This is a genomic window from Enterobacter sp. N5-15, from assembly GCF_057221635.1.
Map to the genome: position 1 here is coordinate 1,219,649 of NZ_CM170150.1, position 22,578 is coordinate 1,242,226.

General features: G+C 59.6%; 18 protein-coding genes. 7 read left to right on the forward strand and 11 right to left on the reverse strand.

Annotated features, from left to right (window positions below):
• Positions 1-76 precede the first annotated feature (76 nt).
• Positions 77-1,645, reverse strand: coding sequence for an ABC transporter substrate-binding protein (locus AC2TE5_RS05660; protein WP_484612812.1), 1,569 nt, complete (start codon positions 1,643-1,645; stop codon positions 77-79).
• Between the two features lie 201 nt (positions 1,646-1,846).
• Between AC2TE5_RS05660 and AC2TE5_RS05665 the strand changes: the two genes are divergently transcribed.
• The gene (locus tag AC2TE5_RS05665; protein ID WP_484612813.1) at positions 1,847-2,545 is read left to right on the forward strand and encodes a GNAT family N-acetyltransferase; all 699 of its coding nucleotides are present in this window, start codon (positions 1,847-1,849) and stop codon (positions 2,543-2,545) included.
• A 34-nt stretch (positions 2,546-2,579) separates the two neighbouring features.
• Here AC2TE5_RS05665 and AC2TE5_RS05670 read toward each other — a convergent pair whose 3' ends face one another.
• From AC2TE5_RS05670 to betI, 8 genes are all read right to left on the reverse strand, one after another.
• Positions 2,580-4,274 (reverse strand): thiamine pyrophosphate-binding protein, encoded by a 1,695-nt coding sequence (locus AC2TE5_RS05670; protein WP_484612814.1) that lies wholly within the window; start codon positions 4,272-4,274, stop codon positions 2,580-2,582.
• A gap of 33 nt (positions 4,275-4,307) precedes the next feature.
• Entirely contained in the window at positions 4,308-5,048 is a 741-nt protein-coding gene (locus tag AC2TE5_RS05675) for an SDR family oxidoreductase (RefSeq protein ID WP_213328746.1), read from the reverse strand.
• Between the two features lie 275 nt (positions 5,049-5,323).
• Positions 5,324-5,971, reverse strand: a complete 648-nt coding sequence (locus tag AC2TE5_RS05680; protein WP_213328831.1) for an anti-sigma factor — start codon at positions 5,969-5,971, stop codon at positions 5,324-5,326.
• The gene (locus AC2TE5_RS05685) at positions 5,968-6,522 is read right to left on the reverse strand and encodes an RNA polymerase sigma factor (RefSeq protein WP_484612815.1); all 555 of its coding nucleotides are present in this window, start codon (positions 6,520-6,522) and stop codon (positions 5,968-5,970) included. The genes AC2TE5_RS05680 and AC2TE5_RS05685 overlap by 4 nt, the downstream gene beginning before the upstream one ends.
• Positions 6,523-6,565: 43 nt before the next feature.
• Positions 6,566-7,129 (reverse strand): fasciclin domain-containing protein, encoded by a 564-nt coding sequence (locus AC2TE5_RS05690; protein ID WP_484613312.1) that lies wholly within the window; start codon positions 7,127-7,129, stop codon positions 6,566-6,568.
• 144 nt (positions 7,130-7,273) lie between these two features.
• On the reverse strand, positions 7,274-8,938 hold the full coding sequence (gene betA / locus AC2TE5_RS05695; RefSeq protein ID WP_484612816.1) for a choline dehydrogenase: 1,665 nt from the start codon (positions 8,936-8,938) through the stop codon (positions 7,274-7,276).
• Between the two features lie 13 nt (positions 8,939-8,951).
• Positions 8,952-10,424 carry a betaine-aldehyde dehydrogenase gene (betB, locus tag AC2TE5_RS05700; RefSeq protein WP_213328742.1) on the reverse strand — a complete coding sequence of 491 codons (1,473 nt, stop codon included), beginning with the start codon at positions 10,422-10,424 and terminating at the stop codon, positions 8,952-8,954.
• Positions 10,425-10,437: 13 nt separating this feature from the next.
• Positions 10,438-11,025: a transcriptional regulator BetI gene (gene betI / locus AC2TE5_RS05705; RefSeq protein WP_063145249.1), complete on the reverse strand. Its 588-nt coding sequence runs from the start codon at positions 11,023-11,025 to the stop codon at positions 10,438-10,440.
• 128 nt (positions 11,026-11,153) lie between these two features.
• On the opposite strand from betI, the gene betT reads away from it, so the two are divergent.
• The 3 genes from betT (at position 11,154) to nadS (ending at position 13,994) form a co-directional block, all read left to right on the forward strand.
• A complete protein-coding gene (gene betT / locus AC2TE5_RS05710) occupies positions 11,154-13,187 on the forward strand; it encodes a choline BCCT transporter BetT (RefSeq protein ID WP_484612817.1) in 2,034 nt (677 codons plus the stop codon).
• A 138-nt stretch (positions 13,188-13,325) separates the two neighbouring features.
• Complete coding sequence (locus AC2TE5_RS05715) at positions 13,326-13,673, forward strand: type II toxin-antitoxin system RelE/ParE family toxin (protein WP_484613313.1); 348 nt, start codon at positions 13,326-13,328, stop codon at positions 13,671-13,673.
• Positions 13,674-13,712: 39 nt separating this feature from the next.
• Positions 13,713-13,994 (forward strand): NadS family protein, encoded by a 282-nt coding sequence (gene nadS / locus AC2TE5_RS05720; protein WP_484612818.1) that lies wholly within the window; start codon positions 13,713-13,715, stop codon positions 13,992-13,994.
• A gap of 73 nt (positions 13,995-14,067) precedes the next feature.
• On the opposite strand, the gene entD is transcribed toward nadS, so the two are convergent.
• Together entD and AC2TE5_RS05730 are read right to left on the reverse strand one after the other, a co-directional pair.
• Entirely contained in the window at positions 14,068-14,724 is a 657-nt protein-coding gene (gene entD, locus AC2TE5_RS05725) for an enterobactin synthase subunit EntD (RefSeq protein ID WP_484612819.1), read from the reverse strand.
• Positions 14,725-14,808: 84 nt separating this feature from the next.
• Positions 14,809-17,058: a TonB-dependent siderophore receptor gene (locus tag AC2TE5_RS05730; RefSeq protein WP_484612820.1), complete on the reverse strand. Its 2,250-nt coding sequence runs from the start codon at positions 17,056-17,058 to the stop codon at positions 14,809-14,811.
• Positions 17,059-17,204: 146 nt separating this feature from the next.
• On the opposite strand from AC2TE5_RS05730, the gene fes reads away from it, so the two are divergent.
• The 3 genes from fes to entF are packed head-to-tail and all read left to right on the forward strand — an operon-like array spanning position 17,205 to position 22,481.
• A complete protein-coding gene (gene fes, locus AC2TE5_RS05735) occupies positions 17,205-18,404 on the forward strand; it encodes an enterochelin esterase (RefSeq protein ID WP_484612821.1) in 1,200 nt (399 codons plus the stop codon).
• A 10-nt stretch (positions 18,405-18,414) separates the two neighbouring features.
• Positions 18,415-18,627 carry an MbtH family protein gene (locus AC2TE5_RS05740; protein ID WP_484612822.1) on the forward strand — a complete coding sequence of 71 codons (213 nt, stop codon included), beginning with the start codon at positions 18,415-18,417 and terminating at the stop codon, positions 18,625-18,627.
• A complete protein-coding gene (gene entF, locus AC2TE5_RS05745) occupies positions 18,624-22,481 on the forward strand; it encodes an enterobactin non-ribosomal peptide synthetase EntF (protein ID WP_484612823.1) in 3,858 nt (1,285 codons plus the stop codon). The genes AC2TE5_RS05740 and entF overlap by 4 nt, the downstream gene beginning before the upstream one ends.
• Positions 22,482-22,578: the final 97 nt, after the last annotated feature.

Here is a 22,578-nt window from a genome sequence, read left to right on the forward strand (position 1 = left end):
GGGGAACAGGCGGCTCTGTTGCGCGATGTTGCCCTCACCCCAACCCTCTCCCACGGGAGAGGGAGAAGGAGAAGGGCTACTTCGTGACGCGATCGTACCAGACCATATCCGCGTTCAGCCCCTGCTGATACCCCTTCACGTTATCGCGCACCACGATCTGGGTTTTACCCTGATCGACAAATACGTACGGCGAATTCTGCTGCAGCTGCTCCTGCATCTTCTTGTAGAGATCCAGACGCTTCGCCGGATCCGGTTCGGCTACCGCCGCCAGCGTGGCTTTGTTCAGCTCCGGGATTTTCCAGCCGTTCAGCCCGGCCACGGTGCTGGATTTGCCATCGTTCCACGCAAAGGCGCTGGCGTTAGAGTGCGCGTCGAAGTAGTCCGGGATCCACAGACGAATCGCCGCCTGATGCTGCTTTGCGCGCACGCGGGCATAGACCTGGCTCCCGGCGGCAGGCAGCAGATCGACCTTCACGCCGCCCTGGGCAAAGCTCGCCTGCATCGACTGGGCGATGGTGATAAACGGCGGCTTGTTCTCCACGTCCAGCGTGAAGTGCGCGTCTTTAATCCCCGCTTTGGCGAGGATCGCTTTCGCTTTTGCCGGGTCAAACGTAAATGGATTGTCTTCCAGCGCGCCCGGCAGCCCGACCGGCAGGAAGCTCTGGTGAACAAAGTACTGGCCTTTCAGCAGATTTTTGGTGATGCCTTCATAGTCCACCAGCCAGCGCGAGGCTTCCCAGAACGCCGGGTTGTTCAGCAGCGGGTTGGCGCTGTTGCCGGTGTTAAACACCAGGTAATTTTGCTCGGCGGACGGAATGCTCAGCACCTTCACGCCCGGCTTGCCGTTCAGGGCGCTTATCTGATCTGCACCCAGATCGCGCGCCACGTCCGCATCACCCTGCTGGATCAGCAGGCGGCGTGAAGCCGGGTCGGGGACGTTTTTAATGATGATGCTTTTGAGCTTCGGCGCGCCGCCGGGCGCTGACTCGTTGGCTTCCAGCACGATGGCCTGATGCGGCTGATAGACGCGCATTTTGAACGCGCCGCTGCCCGCCGAGTGCATTTTCAGCCAGGCGTTACCGAAGTCGTTATCCTTCACGTTCGCCGCGACCTGCTTTTCATCGACGATGGAGGCAATCGGCGTGGAGAGAATATTCAGCGCCACCGACGGGCTCACGTCCGCCGTCCAGTGAAGCGTGAGGGTGTGATCGTCCACCTTTTTCAGCAGGCTGGCGATGTTGCTCGCGTCCCAGCCCAGCACGTTCAGGATGAATGCCGGGGATTTGTTCAGCGTCACGGCGCGGGTGTAGGAGAAGATCACGTCTTCCGGGCGAAGCGGATTGCCGGACGCGAATTTGGCATCGGGCTTAAGTTTAATCGTGAGCGTTTTTGCTGCCGCGTCCGCTTCCCAGCTTTCCGCCAGAATCGGGGTGATTTTTTCCGGGTTATCGCGGTCCGGCTGTACCAGGCGCTGATAGAGGCTCGGCACGGTCTGGATGCTGGAAAGCTCGTTGGCTTCGGCCGGGTCGAGGCTTACGATGTCATCAAGCCCCTGGGCAACAACCAGCGTGTTGGGCGGAGTAGAGGCGTGGGCAGCGCTTGAGAGCGCAGCCAGCACCAGTAACGGCAACAGTTTTTTCGTCATAGCGATCCCTGAGAAGAATATATTGTGATTGTTTTATGCTCCGCTACGTTAGGTCGACTCTTACATTCCGCAAAGTCGAAATTCAGCTTTGCTTATGCCTTCCGGGAATATCGCATGCGCTTGGGCTATTAAAATGCGCTGCTTTTCGCCCGCTTTTTAACCTGCTATAACAAACTCCTTACCTTTCAGGGAGTCACCGCCGTGCCCGAAATCAATCAACATGGTCAAACCGTCAACGATATCGTTCCCGACTGGAAAGGCGCGCGCGTATTAACCCGCACGCCGTTGTTCGGCCAGTATTGCCGCCTGGAGCCGCTGGATGCCGATCGCCACGCGGCCGATCTCTACGAGGCCTACGCGCTGGGCGACGACAGCGACTGGACGTGGCTTGCCAGCACGCAGCCAACGAGCGTGGAAGCTACCGCGCACTGGATCATGGAGAAGGTCATGGACGATGAGCTGGTACCATTTGCCGTCATTGATTTACGCACCGAACGAGCGGTGGGGCTGGTGAGCTATATGGCAAACGAGCGGCTGCTGGGGTCGGTGGAAATTGGTCACGTGACCTGGTCGCGCAGGATGAAAGGGACCCGGATGGGCACCGAAACGATGTGGCTGCTGCTGAAAAATGCGTTTGAGCACGGCTACCGGCGCCTCGAGTGGAAGTGCGATTCCATGAACATTGCGTCACGCAGGGCGGCGGAGCGGCTGGGGTTTGTCTGGGAAGGACGCCTGCGCCAGAAGCTGGTGCGCAAAGGGCGCAACCGCGACAGCGATATGCTTTCTATTATTGACGGCGAATGGCCGCAAAGAGACGCCGAACTGCGCGCCTGGCTGGCGGCGGAAAATTTTGACGCACAAGGGCGGCAGATTAAAAGGCTTGAGGCATTTCGGTTATAGGAACGGTTATGTAGGGTACAGCGACATTCTGTGATTAATCTGCCGAAATCACGATTTCAATTAAGTTGGTTTTGCCGGATTGCAGCCCGTGAGCCACCGCCGTGGCGATGTCCGCCGCCTGGGTAACCCGGCAGCAGCGGATGCCCATGGCGCTGCCCAGCGACTGAAAATCGATGTGCGGGTTAACCAAATCCATTCCGATAAAGCGTCCCATCTGCGTCGAACTGTAGGCGGGCTGGCTCTTCATAAAGTTTTTCAGGACGTTGTACTCCAGGTTATTCATAACGATAAAGGTGACGGGAAGATTTTCGTGTGCCGCCGTCCAGAGCGCCTGCGGGGAATACAGTGAAGCGCCGTCGCCCATCAGGCACACTACCGGCTCGCGGCCCAGCCCCAGCGAGTGTCCCACCGCCGCAGGCATACCCCAGCCCAGACCGCCACCGCGCATAAAGTAGTAGCGCGGGTGCTGCTGGTCGGAAATAAACCGGCGAACGTGTCTGGCCGTTGCAATCGCCTCGTCGACAATCGTGGTGCCCGGCGGAACGGACTTTATCACCTCGTAGGCCGCGACCATCGGCGAAATCGCCGGGCGCAGCCGCTCGGCAGCCAGACGCTCTTCCTGCTGTTTCCACTCTTTTTCACGTTCAGCGTGTGCCGTTTTGAGCAGCCGCTGATGCGTCAATTTGCTTGCCACCCGGCGCTGCTCAAGCTTCGGTAACAGTTCCTTCAGGGAGAGTTTAATATCCCCCATCACCGAGAGGCGGGTGGCGTAGGTGCGGCCCAGCTCGTTCATGTCGGCTGAAAGCTGATAAACCGCGCACGTCCCCGGGATCGCGTCCCCTTCGCTGTACAGAATGGTGATCAGGCTTCTGCCGCCGATAATAAACACCGCGTCGTAGGCGTTAACGACGCTGGCAATTTCGCAGGCGGTGGTGGGCATGTTGCCGCGCCAGAGCGCGTGCTGCGTGGGAAAGGGGAGGTTCAACGGCCAGGAGGAGCCGTAAACGTGGGCACCGAGCGCTTCTGCAAGCTGGACAATCTCCTGCGTCGAGCCGCTGGAGTGAACCTCATCCCCCGCCACAATCATGATCCTGCCGGGCGTAACCTGGCTCAGCTTCTCCGCCAGCTCGTCCAGCGAGCCCGCCACGGTGTGATAGTTCACCTTAGAGGCCGTTTGTATCCCGGCGTCGCTGAGCTCTTCCATCACGTTCATTGGCAGAGAGAGCAGCACCGGACCCGCGGGAGGGTAGCTGGCGGCGTGAAAGGCGCGGCGCACAAGAACCGGGAGCTGATCGGCGCTGGTGACCTCCTGCGCCCATTTCACCACCGGCGATCCAATGGAGACAATGTCATCGTACAGGAGCGGGTCACGCACGTAGTGCCGCGTGTCCTGCTGCCCGACGGTGACAACCAGCGGCGTTTTCATGATCCGCGAGTTGATTAAGTTTCCCATCCCGTGTCCGAGGCCGCTGGCCGTGTGCAAATTGATAAAACCGGTCTTGCCGGAGGCTTTCGCATAGCCGTCGGCAATGGCGACCACGCTGCTCTCCTGGAGCGCCAGAATATAGTGAATGTTTTCATGCCGGAGCAGGGCGTCAATCAGCGGAAGTTCCGTCGTGCCGGGGTTGCCAAATATATATTCCACGCCTTCACTCTCAAGAACCTCAAGGAGAATATCGGCGCCAGAGCGCATATTTAAATCTGATAAGGACGTTAATGATTTAATCATAATGACACCTCATTCAGTGTTATTTAAGGCGTGCTAAAATTCTTCCTGCGTGGGGCGAACAACAATTTCATTAATATCAACGTCGCCTGGCTGTTCGATGGCAAATAAAACGGAACGGGCAATCGACTCTGCCGGAATAGCCTGCTTGTAAAATTCATGCAGGAACTGTTTGCTCGGGACATCAGAGCTACCAAACTGTAGTTCGCTTTCAACGGCACCGGGGGAAATAAGGGTAGTCCGAATGGTTTTCCCCGCCTCCTGACGTAACCCTTCACTCAGGGCGCGGACGGCGAATTTCGTGGCGCTGTACACTACGCCACCGGGGGCAAGGACCTTGATGCCCGCCACGGAGGCAACGTTAATAAAGTGTCCGCTTCCCTGACGCTGGAACACCGGGAATGCCGCCGCGATACCGTACAGCACGCCTTTGATATTGGTATCAATCATCCTGTCCCACTCGTCGGTTTTGAGTTCGCTGATGGGGGCAATAGCCATATAGCCCGCGTTGTTGATCAGTACATCGACGCGCTGGTATGCGGCGACGGCGGCGTTTATCGCCTTCTGTACCTCTTCCTGGCGTGTGACATCGGCCTTAACGGCAATCGCCTGCCCGCCCTGCTGAATAATTTGATCCACCAGGGCGTTGATTCTATCCAGACGGCGCGCGACCAGGACCAGCGAAAACGGTTTGTCGGCTAAATGAAGGGCAATGGCCTGACCGATACCGCTGCTGGCACCGGTGATAACCACAACTTTGTTTGCACTATTATTCATGATCTTATCTCACTGTTGTATGATTCAAAATAAATAAAAAGAAGGGAGAGGTTTAAGAATTATGAAAAATTCTTAAATGCTCGTTTTTGATATATTCTGTATCTGGAATGAAATAATACTCGCTTAAAACTTAATGGCGTGCGGAAGAGAATGTCAATAACGTTTTTCAATAATTAAATTAATTGCAGTCCTAATATTTAATTCTTATATGTAACAATCATATGAACAGAATGAAATTTGCCGATCCTCGCGGCCCTGCGGACAAGGCCTGAGAATTAAATTTTTCCACTGTAGAGCACGGGACCGGTGGGTTGACCGGTGGGGGATCCCCCCTCAGGTTCAAGGCTTATGGCTATCATCGCGTCAGGGGTAAGGGTGTTGTTTCTGAGAGCAACATGGGTCGGTATATCACTTTGCAGCAGCCCAAGGGATATCGGGGCCTTCCCGGCAGGAATAAGCCAAAGCTGCAGGCTGTTTTGCGCCGCGACAGCGTTCGGTCTGAGAGGGGTTATGCTCAGATACTGGCGGCGGCTGTCCGCGCTGACGATCCACTGTCCGTGCTGTTGGGCGTCGTTGAGCACCATCAGCGGTGCGAGTTCCGGCGTGCGGGTGGTATACCAGGCTACCGCGCTAACGGCGGCGATGCCGGCCGCGACCATCCAGCCGAGATAAGGCCGGCTTTGGCGCAAAGGCTTTTTCGGCGGCAGATCGAGGGCGATCTTCTTCCAGACCGTCTCGGGCGGGGTAACGGGCGCGAGATGACTGTCGAGCGTGCTGAACGTTTCCTGCCAGTACGCCACGCGGGCGGCCAGACCGGGCTCAGCGGCAAGTCTTTTCTGGAACTGAAGCCGCGCCCCTCCGCGCAGGGTGCCGAGGGCATATTCCGCAGCCAGCATGTCATCGCGTTTTTCGCTGTCATTCATAGGCCCACGCACTCCCGAAGATGATCCATCGCGCGGCGGATCCAGCTTTTTACCGAGCCCACGGGCTGCTGGAGCCAGTCGGCAATGTCGCTGTGGGACATGCCCTGATAGTAGGCGAGCGTAATACTCTGGCGCTGTTCATGACTCAAATGTTCCAGACAATGCCTGAGCCGCGCTGCCTGCGCGTCGTCGTGCCAGTTATTCTGCTCATCGCTGTCGCCCAGCAGAATATCTTCCGAATACGACTCCTCATGGGCGGCAGCGCGGGTTTGCCCGCTGCGCAGCCAGTCAATACAGCGGTTGCGAACAATATGCGTAAGCCAGGTCATCGGGGAGCTCAGGGCAGCGTTATAGGTTTCGGCTTTACTCCAGACGGTGACAAAACAGTCGTGAAGGATCTCTTCTGCCCAGGCGCGATGGCGCAGCATGCGCAGCGCGACGGCAAACAGGTGAGGCGATGTGAGTCGGTAAAGTTGTTCAAATGCGCGGCGATCGCCATTAGCGATCGCCTGCATTAATTTCAACTGCTGTTCAGCCAGCGCGTTATCCATGTTTTTCCCGGAAGGCAACGTCACACTTCCGAAGTATAGACAACTACTTAGGCATCAGGACGGTATCAATCACATCGATCACGCCGTTTTTCTGATGGACGTCGTAGGTGCTGATGTTCGCCACGTTGCCTTTACCATCCTTGAGCTGAATATTGTGCGGGCCGTTACTCATGATCCACAGCGGTTGCCCGTTAACGGTTTTCAGCTCCGCGTGGCCGCCGCCCTGTTTAATTTTCTGCTCCAGCGCTTTCATATCGTAATTACCCGCAACCACGTGATAGGTCAGAATGCTGGTGAGCAGCGCTTTATTTTCCGGCTTCACCAGATTGTCGACCGTACCCGCAGGCAATTTTGCAAACGCCGCATCGGTTGGCGCAAAAACGGTGAAGGGCCCTTTGCTCTGCAGCGTCTCCACCAGCCCGGCCGCTTTGACCGCCGCCACCAGCGTGGTGTGATCTTTTGAGTTCACGGCGTTTTCAACAATGTTTTTGCTCGGGAACATTTCCGCTCCGCCCACCATTACGGAGCCAGACGTCATGGCCGCTGATGCGCCTGCACAGAAGAGCAAGGCGCTGGATACGAATGCAACACTGAGTAGCTTTTTCATCATTTATCCTCGGATTAGGGAGCAAAGGCGTTGCTCACATACTCACATACGAGGGCAGGGGGGAAACTGGATGCAGTGAAATGAAAATAAATTTTTGAAGGGGTAGGTTAAACCCCTCTCCCCGGTGGGGAGAGGGGAAATGGTTTAGCGTCTTACCGGCGCCCCGTTCGCCACATAATACGCCGCCGTGCTCTTCGCCAGCGGCTCGCTTCCGCGAATGGCATCGGCAATCTTCTCGCCAATCATGATGGTGGTGGCGTTCAGGTTGCCGGTGATGATCTGCGGCATGATCGACGCATCCACCACGCGCAGCCCTTCCAGTCCGTGTACACGGCCTTCGCCGTCGACCACCGCCATTTCGTCATAGCCCATCTTGCAGGTGCCGCACGGGTGGAAGGCGGTTTCGGCGTGGTTGCGCACGAACTCGTCCAGCTGTTCGTCGGTCTGGCACTCGACGCCCGGGCTGATTTCACGACCGCGGTATTTGTCCAGCGCGGGCTGGTGCATGATCTCGCGGGTGATGCGAATCGCGTCGCGGAACTCCTGCCAGTCCTGCTCGTGGGACATATAGTTGAACAGGATCGCCGGATGCTGGTGCGGATCGCGGGACTTAATCCGCACGTGGCCGCGGCTCGGGGAGCGCATGGAGCCGACGTGGCACTGGAAGCCGTGCTCTTTTACCGCGTTCGAACCGTTGTAGTTAATCGCCACCGGCAGGAAGTGGTACTGAATGTTCGGCCATTCGAACTCTTCGCGGCTGCGGATAAACCCGCCCGCTTCGAAGTGGTTGCTCGCGCCCACGCCGGTGCCGCCAAACAGCCACTCGGCGCCAATCTTCGGCTGGTTCCACCACTGCAGAGCAGGGTAGAGAGAGACCGGCTCTTTGCATTCGTACTGAAGATACATCTCCAGGTGATCCTGCAGGTTCTCGCCCACGCCGGGCAGGTCGTGCACCAGCGGGATATCGAACTCGGCGAGCAGGTCTGCGCTGCCCACGCCGGAGCGCTGGAGGATCTGCGGGGAGGCAATGGCCCCTGCGCACAGCAGCACCTCTTTGTTCGCCGTCGCTCTGGACGGAATGGTGCTTTCGCCCTCCAGCCACTCGACGGCCACCGCACGCTTGCCGTCAAAAATAATGCGATCGGTCGTGGCGTGGGTGCGGATGGTCAGGTTCGGGCGCGGCTTCGCCTGGTCAAGATAGCCGCGCGCGGTGCTGGCGCGTCGGCCCTGCGGCGTGACCGTGCGGTCCATCGGGCCGAAGCCTTCCTGCTGGTAGCCGTTGAGATCCTCGGTGCGCGGATAGCCCGCCTGCACGCCCGCTTCCACCATCGCCTCAAACAGCGGGTTCACGCCCGGTTTCGAGGTGGTGACGCTCACCGGACCGTCGCCGCCGTGGTAGTCGTTCGGCCCCACGTCGCGCGTCTCTGCCTTGCGGTAGTAGGGCAGGCAGTTGAGGTAGCTCCAGTGCTCAAGGCCCGTTTCTTTCGCCCAGTTGTCGAGGTCCATCGCGTTACCGCGGATATAGCACATGCCGTTGATCAGCGACGAGCCGCCCAGCCCTTTGCCGCGTCCGCACTCCATGCGGCGGTTGTTCATGTAAGGCTCTGGCTCGGTTTCGTACGCCCAGTTGTAGCGCTTGCCCTGCAGCGGGAATGCCAGCGCGGCGGGCATCTGGGTGCGGAAGTCAAAGCGGTAATCCGGCCCGCCCGCCTCAAGCAGCAGGACGGTGGTGTTCGGATCTTCAGTCAGTCGCGTTGCCAGCACGTTGCCGGCAGAGCCGGCCCCGATAATGATGTAGTCAAATTGCAAATAAACCTCCCGGTTAAAATATGGACTGGAATTTACCCATCTCAACCTGGATGGACTTCACCTGGGTGTAGCTCTGCAGCGTCATCACGCCGTTCTCGCGGCCAATGCCGGAGTGTTTGTAGCCGCCGACCGGCATCTCTGCGGCGGATTCACCCCAGGTGTTGATCCAGCAGATGCCCGCTTCGAGCTGATGAATGGCGCCGTGCGCGCGGTTCAGGTCGGCAGTGACGATGCCCGCCGCCAGACCGTAGTCGGTGTCGTTGGCGCGGCGAATGGCTTCTTCTTCGCTTTCATAGGTGAGGATGGACATCACCGGGCCAAAGATCTCTTCGCGCACGATGGTCATCTCGTCGGTGCAGTCGGTGAACACGGTCGGGGCGACCCACGCGCCGTTGTCAAAACCTTCGCCCTTCAGCGCGTCGCCGCCGCACAGCACGCGCGCGCCTTCCTCTTTGCCTTTGGTGATGTAGCGCAGCACGCTGTCGCGGTGCGGGAAGCTGACCATCGGGCCAAAGTTGGTGCGTTCATCGAACAGATCGCCCGCGCGGATGCGGCCCACGCGCTCGACGATTTTCTGCTCAAACACGGCCTTAGATTTCGCGGGCACGAACACGCGGGTGCCGTTGGTGCACACCTGGCCGGAGCTGAAGAAGTTCGCCATCATCGCGATGTCCGCCGCGAGATCCAGATCCGCGTCGTCGAAAATAATCAGCGGGGATTTGCCGCCCAGCTCCATCGTCACCTCTTTCAGGGAGGAGGCAGCCGAGTTGGCCATCACCTTTTTGCCGCTGGCGACGCCGCCGGTGAAGGAGACTTTCGCGATGCCCGGATGCTCGGTCAGGTACTGGCCGGTCTCCGCGCCCACGCCCGGCAGGACGTTAAACACGCCGTCCGGCACGCCCGCTTCGGTGTAGATCTCGGCAAGCTTCAGAGCGGTGAGCGGGGTGACCTCGCTCGGCTTGAAGATCATCGCGTTGCCCGCCGCCAGCGCCGGGGCCGATTTCCACAGGGCGATCTGGATCGGGTAGTTCCACGCGCCGATGCCCGCCACCACGCCCAGCGGCTCGCGGCGGGTGTAGACGAACGAGGTGTCGCGCAGCGGGATCTGGCTGCCTTCCAGCGCCGGGATCAGCCCCGCGTAGTACTCCAGCACGTCCGCACCGGTGACGATGTCGACGGTGGAGGTTTCAGAAAACGCTTTACCGGTGTCGAGGGTTTCCAGCTTCGCCAGTTCGTCGTTGCGCTCGCGCAGGATATCGACGGCGCGACGCAGGATGCGCGAGCGCTCCATGGCGGTCATCGCCGCCCAGATTTTTTGCCCGCGTGTTGCGCTTTCCACGGCGCGATCGACGTCTTCTCTCCCGGCGGCCTGTACGCTCGCCAGAACTTCACCGTTGGCCGGGTTGATGGTCTCGAAGGTGCGACCGCTGGTGGCGGATGTATAACCACCATTGATATAAAGCTGCTGTTCTGCCATTCGGGACATAAATTCTCCTCGGTTATTCGGTCGGTAAATGCTGGCTGATAAAGTGGCTGGTGAGCGATTGCGCCAGGGTTTTATCCAGCGGCTTGCCGCTCAGCGCGGCGCGTAGCCACAGCCCGTCGATCAGCGCCGCCAGCCCGTAGCCCGCCTCCTGGGCCTGCTCGCGCGGCAGCTCGCGGCGGAACTCGTACACCAGGTTCGACAGCAGACGGCGGCTGCTCACCTGCTGCAGGCGGTAGAGCATCGGCTGGTGCATGCTGCTCGCCCAGAAGGCCAGCCAGGCCTTCATGGCCGCGCCGCTGGTCTGGGTTTCATCAAAATTGCCGCCGACAATCGCCTGCAGGCGCTGCTCCGCGCTGCCGTCCGGCAGGGCGCGTAAGCGGCTTACTACCGCGTCGCGCAGCTGGCCGGTGATGTCGCGCATGGTCGCTTCCAGCAGGCCGTTTTTGTCTTTGAAGTAGTGACTGATGATCCCCGTGGAAACGCCCGCCCGACGGGCGATCTGCGCGATCGTCGCGTCGTGCATTCCCACTTCATTTATTGCTTCCAGCGTGGCGTCGATAAGCTGCCTGCGCCGGATCGGCTGCATCCCCACTTTGGGCATTTTTGCCACTCCATTCATCAGCGTTAGTAATACATTAAAGCGGTTTTTGATTGGACGTTCAATATAAAATGTGTCTTAATTGTTGCGGATTTGGATTTTAATAGTTACAAAAATAGTGGGGATACTGGATGACAGACCTTTCACAGGACAGAGAAAAAGACAAAATCAACCCGGTCGTTTTTTATACTTCCGCCGGGCTGATTTTGTTGTTTTCCCTGACGACCATCTTCTTTCGTGATTTTTCTGCCGAGTGGATTGGGCGCACCCTCAATTGGGTGTCGAAGACCTTCGGCTGGTACTATCTGCTGGCTGCGACGCTCTATATCGTCTTCGTGGTCTGCATCGCCTGCTCGCGCTTCGGTTCGGTGAAGCTCGGGCCGGAGCAGTCCAAGCCCGAGTTCAGCCTGCTGAGCTGGGCCGCGATGCTGTTTGCCGCGGGCATCGGCATCGACCTGATGTTCTTCTCCGTGGCGGAACCGGTCACGCAGTATATGCAGCCGCCGGAAGGGGCAGGGCAGACGATGGAGGCCGCGCGCCAGGCGATGGTCTGGACGCTGTTCCACTACGGACTGACGGGCTGGTCGATGTACGCCCTGATGGGCATGGCGCTCGGATACTTTAGCTATCGTTATAATTTGCCCCTCACCATCCGCTCCGCGCTGTATCCGATTTTCGGTAAAAAAATTAACGGCCCGATTGGCCACAGCGTCGATATCGCTGCGGTGATCGGCACCATCTTCGGTATTGCGACGACGCTCGGGATTGGCGTGGTGCAGCTCAACTACGGGCTGAGCGTGCTGTTTGATATCCCGGATTCGATGGCGGCCAAAGCGGCGCTGATTGCGCTCTCAGTCATTATCGCCACCATCTCGGTGACGTCGGGCGTCGATAAGGGCATCCGCGTGCTCTCCGAGCTGAACGTGGCGCTGGCGCTGGGGCTGATCCTGTTCGTGCTGTTTATGGGCGATACCTCGTTCCTGCTCAATGCCTTAGTGCTGAACGTGGGCGACTACGTAAACCGCTTTATGGGCATGACGCTGAACAGCTTCGCCTTTGACCGCCCGGTAGAGTGGATGAACAACTGGACGCTGTTCTTCTGGGCGTGGTGGGTGGCGTGGTCGCCGTTTGTTGGCCTGTTCCTGGCGCGTATTTCACGTGGCCGCACCATCCGCCAGTTTGTGATGGGCACGCTGATTATCCCGTTCACCTTTACCCTGCTGTGGCTGTCGGTGTTCGGCAACAGCGCGCTCCATGAGATCATCCACGGCAATGCAACCTTCGCGCAGGAAGCGATGGCGCACCCGGAGCGCGGCTTCTATAGCCTGCTGGCGCAGTACCCGGCGTTCACCTTTAGCGCCTCCGTGGCGACCATCACCGGCCTGCTGTTTTACGTCACCTCGGCGGATTCCGGCGCGCTGGTGCTGGGCAACTTCACCTCGAAGCTCAAAGACATCAACAGCGACGCGCCGAACTGGCTGCGCATCTTCTGGTCTGTCGCCATCGGCCTGCTGACGCTCGGCATGCTGATGACCAACGGTATCTCTGCGCTGCAGAACACCACGGTGATCATGGGACTGCCGTTCAGCTTCGTTATCTTCTTTGTGATGGCCGGGCTGTATAAATCGCTCAAGGTGGAAGACTACCGCCGCGTCAGCGCCAGCCGCGACACCGCGCCGCGTCCGATGGGCGCGCAGGACAGGCTGAGCTGGAAAAAACGCCTCTCGCGCCTGATGAACTACCCGGGCACGCGCTACACCAAACAGATGATGGAGACGGTCTGCTTCCCGGCGATGGAAGAGGTCGCGCAGGAGCTGAGGCTGCGCGGCGCGTACGTGGAGCTGAAAAACCTGCCGCCGGAGGAGGGCGAGAACCTGGGGCACCTGGACCTGCTGGTACACATGGGCGACGAGCAGAACTTTGTCTATCAGATCTGGCCGCAGCAGTATTCGGTGCCCGGTTTTACCTACCGGGCGCGCAGCGGGAAGTCGACCTACTACCGTCTTGAGACCTTCCTGCTGGAAGGCAGCCAGGGGAATGATTTGATGGACTACAGCAAGGAGCAGGTGATTACGGACATTCTGGACCAGTATGAACGGCACCTGAACTTTATCCATCTGCACAGGGAAGCGCCGGGGAATAGCGTGATGTTCCCGGATGTCTAAACGGATTCTTAAAATACCCTTTTGCTGTATATAAACACAGTTATTCGGCGCAATATTACTCAAGGAAGAGTAACCATGCAGCAAAAGCCTGGTGCTGAAGCATTCAGGCTTTTGCTGCGTCCAGGGAAGGAACTATGGATGAGTCACGCAATAGAGTTTATCGAAACATCACTCTTTACCCGGCAGATTAAAAGCATTGCTACGGATGATGAATTAAAGGATCTCCAAAAGGAACTCATTGCCTGGCCTGATAAAGGCGACCTGATCCAACACACGGGTGGGTTACGGAAAATCAGGATGGCCGCAGGCTCAAAGGGAAAGAGAGGCGGTGCCAGAGTGATCTACTTTTTGGCCACGGAGGAGGTGATTTATTTCATCATGGCCTACCCAAAAAGCATGAAGGACAGCCTGACCGATCTAGAGAAAGCCGAACTCAAAAAGCTCACGTCTGTTCTCACAAATACCGCTTCCAGTTTCGTTAATTAAAGGTGTACTATGTACTCCATCAGGCAAAAGAGGCAGACAATGAGTATCTTCGATGAACTGAAGGCTTCGCTTGAAGAGGCAGCCGAAATCCAACGTGGTAAGAAAACGCCATCACGAGTAACTCGCTATGAGGTCGCGGACGTTCGGGCGATAAGAGAGCAGTTAAATGTCACTCAAAGCGAAATGGCGAAGGCTCTGGGTACAAGCGTTGACACGATTAAAAGCTGGGAGTCGAAACGGCGAAACCCAACGGGATTAGCGGCGAAAGTGCTGAATGTGATTAGAGATAATCCCGCGTTTTACAGAGCGCTTGCGGGGTAGTGAGCGCCGGGTGGCGCTGCGCTTACCCGGCTTACAAAACCGCTTTACCGTAGGCCTAATAAGCGCAGAGCCATCAGGCTTTTAGCAGCGTCCACACGTTCCCATCATTATGCTGCCAGACGAGGGTGAAGCGTTTACCCTCAGGATAGTCTCCAGCCGGGCGCGAAAGCGCCAGTGTGATTGTTTTTTCCGTTACCTCTGTGACTCTCGCCCACTCAAAACCCATGAAAATCTTCACCTGTGGGAAGAGGGCTTTAAACAAACTCTCTTTGGCGCTAAAAGCGAGCGTCAATGCTAGCGCAAAGGGGTAGCCCGAACGCATCAGGCACATCGCCTCCTGCGCATCAATAATGCCGTCCTGGATTTCACGGGCTTCACGCTCCGCAAGAATGGCTTCGCAATCAATACCCACCAGCGCATCTGGAAGACGAACGACAACCGCCATTGCCTGCGTGCCGCTGTGAGTGATGCTTCCCGAAACCCATTCCGGCCAGAGCGGTTCGCCGCTGGGGCCGATGCCGGGAATCGCGCGTTCATGTATCGCACCGAGCGCATGCGCGGCGGCGATGCGTCCGGCAAGATGCTCGGCTTTGCGTTTGCGCCCGGCGTTTGAAAGCTCAGCGTGGTGGGGGAGCCAAAGGAGATCGGTGTCGGTGAAGGTGGTTGGGTCGAAGGTGACGCGATGGACGGTGTGGCCGGCGAGAATGAACGTGCTGTGGGTGGTGTGCATGTTTTTCCTCTATCAGCAAATAGTGCGGCCTGATGCCCTCACCCCGGCCCTCTCCCACGGGGAGAGGGGGAGTTACTGCCTGTATCAGAAACGCGTATTCACGCTCATGTACCAGGTGCGACCCGGTTCATTATACGTATACGCACCCGCACCGTACATATACGCACCGGTGGTGGTGTTTCCGGTTGTCTGGGCATTACCCGCGCGCCACTGGCGTTTGTCGAAGACGTTATCCACGCCGCCGGTCAGGCTGACGTTTTTGGTCATGTCCCAGGTCGCGCTCAGGCCAACGATGCTGTACGGGCTAACCTCATCTTTCTCAGACCCGGTCACAGGCTGACCTTTGTAGTTGTACTTCTTCGGCTGCTGCTTGCCGTACCAGGTAAAGGTCGACTGGAGCGACACGTCCTGATGTACCTGCCAGCTCAGTGTCGAGTTCAGCGTGTACTCCGGAATGATCGACAGACGGTCGCCGGTCTCCTTGTTCTTGCTCTGCAGCATGTAGGTGATGTTGTTGGTCCAGTTAATCGTGTCGCTGACCGGCACGTTCAGGGAGCCTTCCAGCCCTTCGACCACCGCTTTCGGCACGTTTTCCCACTGGTAGATATCCGTCTGAACTTTACCGGAAGAGGTGTGACCGATCGGCGCGTAGCCCGCTTCAATCTTGTCGCGATAGTCGTTGCGGAACCAGGTCACGCCCGCCAGCCAGCCGTCGCGTTTCCACTCCAGACCAATCTCTTTGTTGATGCTGGTTTCCGCTTTCAGGTCGTCGTTGCCCATCATGTAGCAGCCCACGCCGTCACCGCTGGCGTAGCAGCCCTGGCCTTTGCTGTACAGCAGGTAGTTCGGGTTGGTCTGGTACAGGCTCGGCGCTTTATAGGCGCGCGCGATCCCCATCTTCAGCGTGAAGTCATCCCCCAGACCTTGCGACAGGTTCAGGGACGGGCTCCAGTTGTTGCCGACGATGGTGTGGTGGTCGAAGCGCAGCGCCGGGGTCAGCATGGTGCTGTCGGTCAGCTCCATGTTGTTTTCCGCGAACAGGGAGAAGATCTCCGCTGAGGTGTACGGGCTGCGATCGTTACTCATGCCCGGAATGGTGCCGCCCTGCTGGGTTTGCGTAAAGGAGGTTGAGTCCTTCATGCGCTGCTGGTTCCACTCGGTTCCCAGGGTCAGGTTCTGGTTGACGAGGAAATCAATCGGCAGGTTGATTTCGCTGTGCAGCATCACGTCGGCCAGGTCGGTGTCGGTGAATTTGTTGCTGTTGAACAGGCCTTCCAGCCCGCCCGCCAGCCCTTCGCCCAGGCGCGAGTTGCGGGTGTGTTCGTACTGCGCCCAGCTGCTGGTGGTGATGCCGTTATCCCAGCCGCCGTTCCAGGTGACCGCGAAGTTCTGACGATAAATACGGTTAGTTTCTTTGCCGTAGTTTTTCTTCACCAGCCCGCTGGAGCTGTTATCGTTGTTGGTGTTCTGGGTATCGCCCGCGTAGAGGTTGTTCTGACGGCTGTAGCCTGCTTCGAACTCCAGGGACTGCATTGGCGCAAAGTCCCAGCGCACCACGCCGTTGATATCTTTATTCTCCACACCCTCACGGCCCGCCGGCAGCGTGTCGGCGTAGGCACCGGTACGGTCAGACTGGTGACCCTGGTTAATGTCCCACGCGTCGGCCTGGGTTTTGTCCAGGTTACCGAACATGCGGAAGCTGAAGTCGCCGCCCAGCGGCCCGCTCAGGCTGAAGTTGGTGCGTTTGGTGGAACCTTCGTCCTTGTGTTCTGGCGCGTTCAGGTAGGTGTTCCAGGAGCCATGCCACTGGTCGTCGAATTTTTTGGTGATGATGTTTACCACGCCGCCTGCCGCACCGTTGCCATAGCGCGCGGCGGCCGGGCCGCGGATAACCTCGATGCGTTCGATCATCTCTGGCGGCACCCAGCCGGTATCACCGCGGGTGTCGCGCTCGCCGCGCCAGCCCAGACGGATGGAGTTACGGCTGGTCACCGGCTTGCCGTCGATCAGGATCAGCGTGTTTTCCGGGCCCATGCCGCGAATGTCAATCTGACGGTTGTTGCCGCGCTGGCCGCTGGTGGAGTTTCCGGTCAGGTTAACGCCCGGCATGGTGCGGATGATTTCAGCCACGTCCCGCGCGGGCGGGTTTTTACGGATCTCATCGGCGGTGATGGTTGACACGCCCGGCGCCTGTAAATTCTGTTCGGCGGCGGTGATCACCATCGTATCTTCGTGCTGCGCAGAGGCGGTCTTGTCGTCTGCCATGGCGGGCAGCGCAACACCATAAATCCCTAAATTGACCAGCAAGGCCAGAGAGTGAATCTTCTTATTCATTGTACGTCCCGCTTTTATGGTTATTTAATGAGCGCGCTTCCCACAGCGCGGGCATTACGCTATTGCAAATGCAAATAGTTATCAATAATATTATCAATAAAATTTGTCCTGAAGCAAAAAAGTCTGTTAAACATGAGGTTATAAGGGTGACGGCGTTAACAACCGGAAGTGAAGCCTGGTGGCAGTCGAAAAACGGGCCAGAATGGGAACGTCTGAGGGCGAGCTATCGCGTCACCTTCTGGTGGCGAGACCCGGCAGGAACGCAGAAGACGTCAGCAGTTAAACGCGTCTGGCTCTACATCACCGGCGTGACCGATCACCATCAACTTGCCCGCCCGCAGTCCCTCGAACGCATCCCGGATACCGACGTCTGGCAGTGGCAGGGCGAGTTCAGCCCCGAGTGGCGCGGGAGCTACTGTTTTATCCCTTCTGTGAATGAAAATGATTTTGCCGATACCGTGTTTGAAGGCGCACGGCCGGACCGCATGGCGCTGCGCGAAGGCTGGCGCAAGCTGCTGCCGCACGCGGTGTCCGACCCGCTGAATCCGCAGAGCTGGCGCGGCGGGCGCGGTCATGCCGTCTCGGCGCTTGAGATGCCGGACGCGCCCGTTCAGCCCGGCTGGGATCGTCCCGATACGCCGTATCAGCCGCCTGTCTGCATTGAGTGGAACAGCGCGCGTTTGAACAACCGCCGCCGCGTGTGGATTTTTGCCACCGGGGATGACGGCCCCGAGCGCCCGCTGGCGGTGCTGCTCGACGGGCAGTTCTGGGCCGAAAGCATGCCGGTCTGGCCCACGCTGGCCTCGCTCACCTCCGAGCGCAAACTGCCGTCTGCGGTCTACGTCTTAATTGATGCGATCGACACGGAACACCGCAGCCGGGAACTGCCCTGTAATCCCGATTTCTGGCTGGCGGTGCAGGAAGAACTTCTCCCTCTCGTACAAAATCTCGCGCCATTTAGCGACCGCGCCGACCGTACCGTGGTGGCGGGCCAGAGCTTTGGCGGACTCTCTTCGCTTTATGCTGGCCTCAACTGGCCGCAGCGTTTTGGCTGCGTGCTGAGCCAGTCCGGCTCGTACTGGTGGCCGCACCGCGGCGGGCAGCAGGACGGGTGCCTCATTGAACAGCTCAGAGCGGGTGAGCTAGCCGCGAGCGGGCTACGTATCGTCCTTGAGGCCGGGCGCAACGAGCCGCTGATTTTCAATGCCAATCAGGCGATTTACGCCGAACTACGCGCGCAGCAGCAGGTTACCTGGCGTCAGGTTGACGGCGGACACGATGCGCTTTGCTGGCGCGGTGGGCTGACGCAGGGGCTGATGACCCTCTGGCAGCCGCTCATTCAATAACGGAGTCTGTATGGAATTCAGCAATCCTTTCGATAATCCGCAGGGACAGTTCGCCATTTTGCAAAACGACCAGGGGCAGTACAGCCTGTGGCCGCAGCAGTGCGAACTGCCTGCGGGGTGGCGCGTGGTGTGCGAAGCGCAGTCTCAGGAGGCGTGCCAGCAGTGGCTGGCCGGGCACTGGCGCACGCTTGAACCGTCCCATTATGCGGAGGGGAGCGCATGAACCGTCTTCCTCTCGTCGCCGCCCAGCCGGGTATCTGGATGGCGGAACAGCTGTCCTCCCTGCCAAACGCCTGGAGCGTGGCGCACTACACCGAACTGAAAGGCGATATCGACGCGCCACTGCTGGCAAAAGCGATTGCGGAAGGCATGATGCAGGCCGATACCCTGCGGATGCGTTTTGCCGAAGAGAACGGCGAGGTGTGGCAGTGGGTGGATGACACCTTCATTCTGCCGGAGCCGTCCATCGTTCGCGTTGCCTCTCACGACGACGCCGTGGCGCTGATGGAGGCCGATCTCAATCAAAACCTGCGCGTCGACAGCGGTCAGCCGCTGGCGTTACATAAGCTGATTCAGGTAGGTGAAAACCGCTGGTACTGGTATCAGCGCTATCACCATCTGGTGGTGGATGGCTTCAGCTTCCCGGCGATTACCCGCCAGATCGCCGCTATCTATCGAGCATGGAAAAACGGCGAAAGCACGCCGGAATCGCCGTTCACGCCGTTTGCGGAAGTGGTTGAAGAGTATCAGCACTATCGCGACAGCGAGGCTTACGCGCGCGACGGTGCCTTCTGGGCGGAGCAGCGCAGGCAGCTTCCTTCTCCGGTCTCGCTCTCTTCCGCACCGCTGCCGGGACGCGCCGCCACTACCGATATCCTGCGCCTGAAAATCGCCGCTGACGGTCGCGCCTTTAGCCAGCTTGCACAGGCGGCAGGGCAGGCGCAGCGCACCGATCTGGCGCTTGCGCTGGTGGCGCTGTGGCTGGGCCGCCTGACCGGGCGGCTTGACTATGCCGCCGGGTTTATCTTTATGCGCCGCATGGGCTCGGCCGCGCTGACCGCGACCGGGCCGGTGCTCAACGTCCTGCCGCTGGCGGTGAATATCAACCCGCAGGAGAGCCTGCCGGAGCTGGCGCTGCGCCTGGCGAATCAGCTGAAAAAAATGCGCCGTCACCAGCGCTACGACGCCGAGCAAATCGTGCGCGACGGCGGGCGTGCCGCAGGCGACGAAGCGCTGTTTGGCCCGGTGCTGAACGTCAAGGTGTTCGATTATCAGCTGGATATCGACGGCGTGGAGGCCATCACCCACACGCTGGCAACCGGCCCGGTGAACGATCTCGAGCTGGCGCTGTTCCCGGACGAGCAGGGCGGATTGAGCATTGAGATCCTCGCCAATAAACAGCGTTACGATGAAGCGACGCTTTCCCGTCACGTCGCGCGTCTGAACGCGATGCTGATGCAGTTTGCGGCCAACCCTGACCTGCGCTGCGGCGAAGTGGAAACCGTTTCGGAGCAGGAATATCAGCAGCTGGCGCGCATCAACGATACCGGGCTGGCGCTGCCGTCCACAACGCTGGCGGATCTGGTGGCGGAGCAGGCGAGCAAAACGCCGGACGCCCCCGCGCTGGCGGACGCGCATATTGAGCTTAGCTATCGTCAGATGCGCGAGCAGGTGATCGCGCTGGCAAACCTGCTGCGCGCGCGCGGCGTGAAGCCGGGCGACAGCGTGGCGGTGGCCCTGCCGCGCTCGGTGTTCCTGACGCTGGCGCTGCACGGCATCGTCGAGGCCGGTGCCGCGTGGCTGCCGCTCGACACCGGCTACCCGGACGACCGTCTGCGGATGATGCTGGAAGATGCCAAACCTTCGTTGCTCATTACCACCGACGAACAGCGTTCGCGCTTTAGCGATCTGCCGATTAGTTCGTTTAGTTACAACACACTGTTACAGACCACGGATGCTGAACCGCTGCGGCTGGCGACGCCGGAGAAGACCGCGTACATCATCTTTACCTCCGGTTCGACGGGCCGCCCGAAAGGGGTCATGGTCGGCCATACCGCTATCGTTAACCGCCTGAAGTGGATGCAGGACCATTACCCGCTGGACGCGACGGACATGGTGGCGCAGAAAACGCCGTGCAGCTTTGACGTGTCGGTGTGGGAGTTCTGGTGGCCGTTTATCGCCGGAGCGAAGCTGGTGATGGCCGAGCCGGACGCGCACCGCGATCCGCAGGCGATGCAGAGCTTCTTTGCCCAGTACGGCGTGACCACTACCCACTTCGTGCCGTCGATGCTGGCGGCGTTTGTCGCCTCGCTGACGCCGGAAAATGCGGCGTGCTGCAAAACCCTTAAGCAGGTGTTCTGCAGCGGCGAAGCGCTGCCGACCGAGCTGTGCCGCGAGTGGGAGCAGCTCACCCGTGCGCCGCTGCATAACCTCTATGGCCCAACCGAAGCGGCGGTGGACGTGAGCTGGTATCCGGCGTTTGGTCCCGAGCTGGCGGCCGTGGAAGGCAACAGCGTGCCGATCGGCTTCCCGGTGTGGAACACGGGGCTGCGCATTCTGGACGCGATGATGCGCCCGGTGCCGTTCGGCGTGGCGGGGGATCTGTATCTCACCGGCATTCAGCTGGCGCAGGGGTATCTGGGCCGTCCGGACCTCACCGCCAGCCGCTTTATTGCCGACCCGTTTGCCCCCGGCGAGCGGATGTACCGCACCGGCGACGTTGCCCGCTGGCTGGACAACGGGGCGGTGGAATATCTCGGCCGCAGCGACGATCAGCTAAAAATTCGCGGCCAGCGCATCGAGCTGGGTGAAATCGACCGGGCGATGCTGTCGCTGCCGGACGTGGCTCAGGCCGTGGCGCACGCCTGCGTGTTCAACCAGGCGGCGGCCACCGGCGGCGATGCCCGCCAGCTGGTGGGATACATGGTCTCTGAATCCGGCTTACCGCTGGATCGCGACGCGCTGCTGGAGTCGCTCAAAGCGCAGCTGCCGCCGCACATGGTGCCGGTGGTGCTGCTGCAAATCAGCGCGCTGCCGCTCAGCGCGAACGGCAAGCTCGACCGCAAGGCGCTGCCGCTGCCGGAGCTGACCAGCAAAACATCCGGCCGCGCGCCGGAGACGGAAACCGAAGCCGCCGTCGCGCAGGCGTTTTCCGCCCTACTGGGCTGCGAGGTGAACGACGTTGAGGCCGACTTCTTTGCCCTCGGCGGACATTCACTGCTGGCGATGCGCCTGGCGGCACAGCTTAGCCGCGCGTTCGAGCGCAAGGTTACGCCGGGGCAGATTATGGTCGCCTCGACGGTGAGCAAGCTCAGCGCGCTGCTGGACTCGCAGATGAGCGACGAGCAGGCGCAGCGGCTGGGGTATGAAACACTTCTTCCGCTGAGGGAAGGCGACGGCCCGACGCTGTTCTGCTTCCATCCGGCGTCCGGCTTTGCCTGGCAGTTTAGCGTGCTGGCGCGCTATCTCAGCCCGCGCTGGTCGATCACCGGCATTCAGTCGCCGCGCCCGGACGGCCCGATGCAGCAGCGTGCGGATCTGGATGGAGTCATTGAGCACCACCTGGCTACGCTGCGTCAGCAGCAGCCGCAGGGGCCGTATTATCTGTTCGGCTATTCCCTCGGCGGTACGCTGGCGCAGGGAATTGCCGCCCGTCTGCGCGAGCTGGATGAAGAGGTGGCCTTCCTCGGCCTGCTGGATACCTGGCCGCCGGAAACCCAGAACTGGGCGGAGAAAGAGGCCAACGGCCTCGACCCGGAAGTGCTGGCGGAAATCGAGCGCGAGCGTCAGGCGTTTATCGCCGCTCAGCAGGGGCAGGGCTCCAGCGAGCTGTTTAACGCTATCGAGGGCAACTACGCCGACGCGGTGCGGTTACTCACCACGGCGCACAGCGCGCGCTTTGGCGGAAAAGCGACGCTGTTTGTCGCCGAGCGTACGCGAACGATGGATCCTCAGGTTGCGTGGGCGCCGTGGGTGGCGGAGCTTGAGGTGTACAGCCAGGACTGCGCCCACGTGGATATCATTTCACCGCAGGCGTTTGAGAAGATCGGACCGGTGTTGAATGAGATATTGGGGTAACGTCAAAAGCGCCGGGCGGCGGCTACGCCTTACCCGGCCTACGGATCCGTGGTTGATGTTTGTTGGGTTTGCGCCCTCTCCCTGTGGGAGAGGGCTG